We start from the raw sequence: 4,511 nt of genomic DNA, 5'->3' as shown, positions 1-4,511 counted from the left end.
GTGTGATACCCACAGGTACGGATTCGCCTTTGATCTCATCAAAGACTTCACGCAGGCGGCCCAACGGAATAAAACCGTAGTCTTCCGGTGCAACCGGCAACTCGAACCAATCCAGCGCCCAGATTCGGGTCATCAGTTCGTATTCACCAATCAATGCATCCAGAAAGATCATCACTGCTTCTACGCGTGGATCCATATCCAGCACTTTTGGCGCGTCCTGCATATAAATTTCCAGATGCAGACGACCGCGCACTTCACGCAGGCTGAACCAAAAATCACGCAGTTCACACAACTCATCACCCACGTGCACGTGTGTTGGCACAGGGTCGTAGCGATGGTTAAACGCCTTAAAGTGAATGCCCTGTACATCCGGTGCAGCACCGATCAGGCTCAATACGTTAGCGATGGATTCAGGGAATCCGTCGCAGCCGAAAATCATCTCCACCGGGCCTTCGGACTCATCGTCACGCTCGAAGTGGAAAGTCAGGTTACGGTCGATTTTCTGGAGCTGGTCGCGGTAATCTTTGAGCAATGTATCAGCTTCAAAGCGATCTTCCGCGCGGCTACCCAGCAGCTGGTCAATGGTTTGTTCCAGCTGCTTCCAGAATGAGACTATGTCTTTACGTGTTTCTTTCATCAATCAATACAGAAGAGTTATCAGGTACGAGGAACTACAACGCCGGTCTGTCCCTGATATTTGCCGTCGCGATCCCGATAGGAGGTTTCGCACACTTCATCAGCGCCGAGGAACAACATCTGCGCCACACCTTCGTTGGCGTAGATTTTAGCGGGCAGTGGCGTGGTGTTGGAAAATTCCAGTGTCACGTGGCCTTCCCACTCGGGTTCCAGAGGGGTGACGTTCACGATGATGCCACAACGGGCATACGTGCTTTTACCCAGACAGATCGTCAGCACGTCACGTGGGATTTTGAAATACTCAACCGTACGTGCCAGCGCAAACGAGTTGGGCGGGATAATGCAGACGTCAGACTTCACATCAACGAAGCTGTTTTCGTCGAAGTCTTTTGGATCAACCACGGAGGAGTTGATGTTAGTAAAGATCTTGAACTCATCTGCACAACGTACATCGTAGCCGTAGCTGGATGTACCATAAGAGACGATACGACCGCCGTCTGTGTGACGAACCTGCTGAGGCTCGAAAGGCGAGATCATTTCGTGCTCCTGCGACATCTTACGAATCCAGGAATCTGATTTTATACCCATGTAGAGTTTCCGCTTACAAAGTCTGCATACAAAAAAGAGGCGGTATTCTACCTTTTTCCACAGAAAAAAGCCGCACTTTCATGACGAAAACACGGCGTTTAAGTGAACATTTTTTGATCAACGCAAAAATAAACCTACTTCGAGCATGTAGGGTAGCCCTTCAGGCTACCGGCAGGCTAAAGCCTGCCCTACAGATTCCCGCTAATGAAGCCTGTGCTTATACCTCAATGCTGAGTATCGCGTTGCTCCACCCAACCGACGTGCCGACAAATCAGTCTTCTTCGATGGAGATATTTGGGAAGGCAGCGGGTGCTGCTTTTCCACGTTTAGCCAATATCGCCGCAACTTTACGGGCGATATCACGGTAGATCTGTGCTTCGGCACTATCCGGATCAGACAATACCGTAGGGTTACCCGCATCGACCTGTTTACGGATCGACAAAGACAACGGCAGGTTACCCAGCAATTCCGTGTCGTACTGCTCAGAGATACGCTCACCACCGCCTTCACCAAAGATATGCTCGGTGTGACCACAATTGCTGCAAATATGAGTGCTCATGTTCTCCACAACACCCAGCACAGGAATGTCCACTTTGCGGAACATCTCGACGCCCTTCTTCGCATCCAGCAGCGCAATGTCCTGTGGCGTTGTCACGACAACCGCACCGGCCACCGGCACTTTCTGGGATAAGGTCAGCTGCACATCTCCGGTACCCGGTGGCATATCCACAAACAGGTAATCCAGGTCTTCCCAAAGCGTTTGGGTCATCAGCTGCTGCAACGCACCCGCTACCATCGGGCCACGCCATACCATTGGGGTGTTTTCGTCGATCAGGTAGCTCATCGACATGGACTGAATACCGTGGGACACCACCGGTTTCATATGTTTGTCGCCCACAGGCTCTGGACGCTGGCCTTCAACGCCCAACATCAGGCCCTGACTCGGACCATAGATGTCTGCATCCATGATGCCCACTTTAGCACCCTCTGCCGCCATCGCCAGCGCCAGGTTAACAGTTGTGGTGGATTTACCCACACCACCTTTGCCCGATGCCACCGCGACGATGTTCTTCACACTCGCCATATTGGGCAACTGGTTCTGACCCGCATGAGGCTGAATGTTCGTGCTGAACTCGATCTCAACATCATCACCCAACACCGCCTGAATCTGCGCTGTCAGATCTGCCTGAATGCCTGCACACGGATACGGAAACTCCAGTGAAACTTTACGCTTGTCGCCGTCCACACTGACCGCTTTCACAATATCGGCAGCAACCAGATCCTGCTTCAGATAAGGATCCTGAATCTGCTGTAAGGCTGCTTCTACCTGTGCCTGTTCTGGCGCTGTCATGGGCTGCTCCGTTGACCGTTTCTTACCAAAGAGATTGGAAAACATACTCATCTCAAACAATAACCAACTAATTTGGTAGGAATTATCTACCCAGATCGCGAATGCGTCCAGCCCTTTATGCATTCGGTCCTATACAGAACTGAATTCTGGCCCCATTTACCCCGCAAAAACCGCTGAGATGCCTCTGCTCGGACACCGTTAAGGTATTCCTATCACTCGGAAAGCGCAGCTAGAAAATCGAGCATGAAGGGGAAGTTTTTAGGTAGATTAGCTATGCGGACTAAAGGCGTGAGCGGGCATCACCTTTCGATGACACCCGCAAAAAATACAGAATACGTATTACTGTACAACAATACGCGCATGGATCGGCTGTACCGGACGGTTATTCGGATGCCCCATCACGTGTGTGAATTTATCGATCTGCGCCTGAGAAGCAGTCACCGAATCTTTCATCACAAACCAGTTCACACCTTCTGAACACGGTGGCGTGGTTAACGAACCGCTAAAGCGGTAGTAATCACGGTTTTCAGGCAACAAAAGATTAGCATCGACCGCAGCCGTCAGGGCTTCTTTATGGTCCGCATCATCCGGCATCTGAGCCCAGGCTTTCTCCAGCTCTGCATTTTCCGCACCCTGCTCAAACATCACCGCCACAACCGCCAGATTGCCATCTTTATCAGCGTGGACAAAGTGCGCTTCCATCGGGAAAGAACGACCTTGAATCATATTTTCACTCGGCGCATGGAAGTGGAACTGTTTTAGTTCAAAAGAACGCTCTCCCACCGCCAGCACATTACCCGCCGCATAATTCACCTGAATGGTATGACCGTTATTCAGCACCTCATTACCACCCGCCGTATAAGTCATACCCAACGCAGGCAGCTCGCCGTCCACCACACGGGTGATATTGATTGGGGACTGGCTTTTACCATCGCCGCAGGCACCGAACGATTTATCCAGTACACCCCACTGATCCGGCCCTCCGTGGCCGGAATAGGTCCAGTGAACTTTGTCGTCAGACTCGCTTGGCGTCAGTACGGCCAACACAACAGATAAAGCACATGCACCCAGAAGTACGTTTTTCATAACATCCCTTTTTGTCATTCACAGTGAATCGTTTGAGTGGATTGTAGCGAGCCAGCCGGCACCGGCCTATTAGCTTAAGGATGGATATACCGGAAGATTTCAGGCCTGATAACGACCTGTTCCGCCCCGCTCGCTTTTTTATTCGGCACACCCAGAGTAGACTCCCGTTTTGTTAAACTTTTTTGATCCGAGGCACGGATGTCACTGGCGTTATTGTCCCTGTTTATCCCCACCTTCTTTTTTGTCTCCATCACTCCGGGGATGTGTATGACGCTGGCCCTTAGCTTGGGCATGTCAGTGGGTGTGCGACGCAGTTTACATATGATGTGGGGTGAGCTGATTGGTGTCGGTCTGGTCGCCTCAGCGGCCGCGTTGGGTGTAGCCGCATTGATGCTGCAGTTTCCGGAAGCCTTTCTGTTTCTCAAATTAGGCGGCGGTGCCTATCTGGGCTGGTTAGGTGTTCAGATGTGGCAATCCAAGGGCAAGCTGGTGATGCCCGAACCAGGCAGCGAGGTCGCTGTACAAGGCAACCTCCAGCTCGCGCTAAACGGTTTCATCACCGCCATCGCCAACCCGAAAGGCTGGGCATTTTTTGTCACCCTGTTACCCCCGTTTCTTGACCAGAGCCAACCGCTGGCACCCCAATTGAGTGTACTGGTTGCACTGATCCTGTTACTGGAATTTATGTGCCTGATCATCTACGCCAGTGGCGGTAAAGCCCTGCGCCATCTGCTGATGGATCGTGGCAACGTCAAGCTGATGAACCGCATAGCTGGCTCGCTGATGATTGGCGTTGGGATCTGGCTGGCGTTTGGATAACCACACATATCCAAATCCACCTGACGTAACC

5 protein-coding genes are annotated in these 4,511 nt (G+C 51.7%); 1 reads left to right on the top strand and 4 read right to left on the bottom strand.

Annotation, left to right across the window (positions count from 1 at the left end; translation table 11 throughout):
• The 4 genes from ABYW01_RS14930 to ABYW01_RS14915 all read right to left on the bottom strand — a co-directional run.
• The coding region (locus ABYW01_RS14930) for a hypothetical protein (RefSeq protein ID WP_372834113.1) at nt 1–637 on the bottom strand (637 nt) is incomplete at its 3' end.
• Between the two features lie 20 nt (nt 638–657).
• Entirely contained in the window at nt 658–1,224 is a 567-nt protein-coding gene (gene dcd, locus ABYW01_RS14925) for a dCTP deaminase (RefSeq protein ID WP_193955296.1), read from the bottom strand.
• A gap of 271 nt (nt 1,225–1,495) precedes the next feature.
• Nucleotides 1,496–2,575 (bottom strand): iron-sulfur cluster carrier protein ApbC, encoded by a 1,080-nt coding sequence (apbC, locus tag ABYW01_RS14920; protein WP_372834111.1) that lies wholly within the window; start codon nt 2,573–2,575, stop codon nt 1,496–1,498.
• 339 nt (nt 2,576–2,914) lie between these two features.
• Nucleotides 2,915–3,661 (bottom strand): carbonic anhydrase, encoded by a 747-nt coding sequence (locus ABYW01_RS14915; RefSeq protein WP_372834108.1) that lies wholly within the window; start codon nt 3,659–3,661, stop codon nt 2,915–2,917.
• A 198-nt stretch (nt 3,662–3,859) separates the two neighbouring features.
• On the opposite strand from ABYW01_RS14915, the gene ABYW01_RS14910 reads away from it, so the two are divergent.
• The gene (locus tag ABYW01_RS14910; RefSeq protein ID WP_372834105.1) at nt 3,860–4,480 is read left to right on the top strand and encodes a LysE family translocator; all 621 of its coding nucleotides are present in this window, start codon (nt 3,860–3,862) and stop codon (nt 4,478–4,480) included.
• The last annotated feature ends 31 nt before the right edge of the window (nt 4,481–4,511 follow it).

Source organism: Pontibacterium sp., from assembly GCF_041587635.1.
Lineage (GTDB): Bacteria > Pseudomonadota > Gammaproteobacteria > Pseudomonadales > Balneatricaceae > Pontibacterium.
The sequence above is the reverse complement of the archived record's forward strand: the minus strand, read 5'-3'. Positions and strand labels throughout refer to the sequence as shown.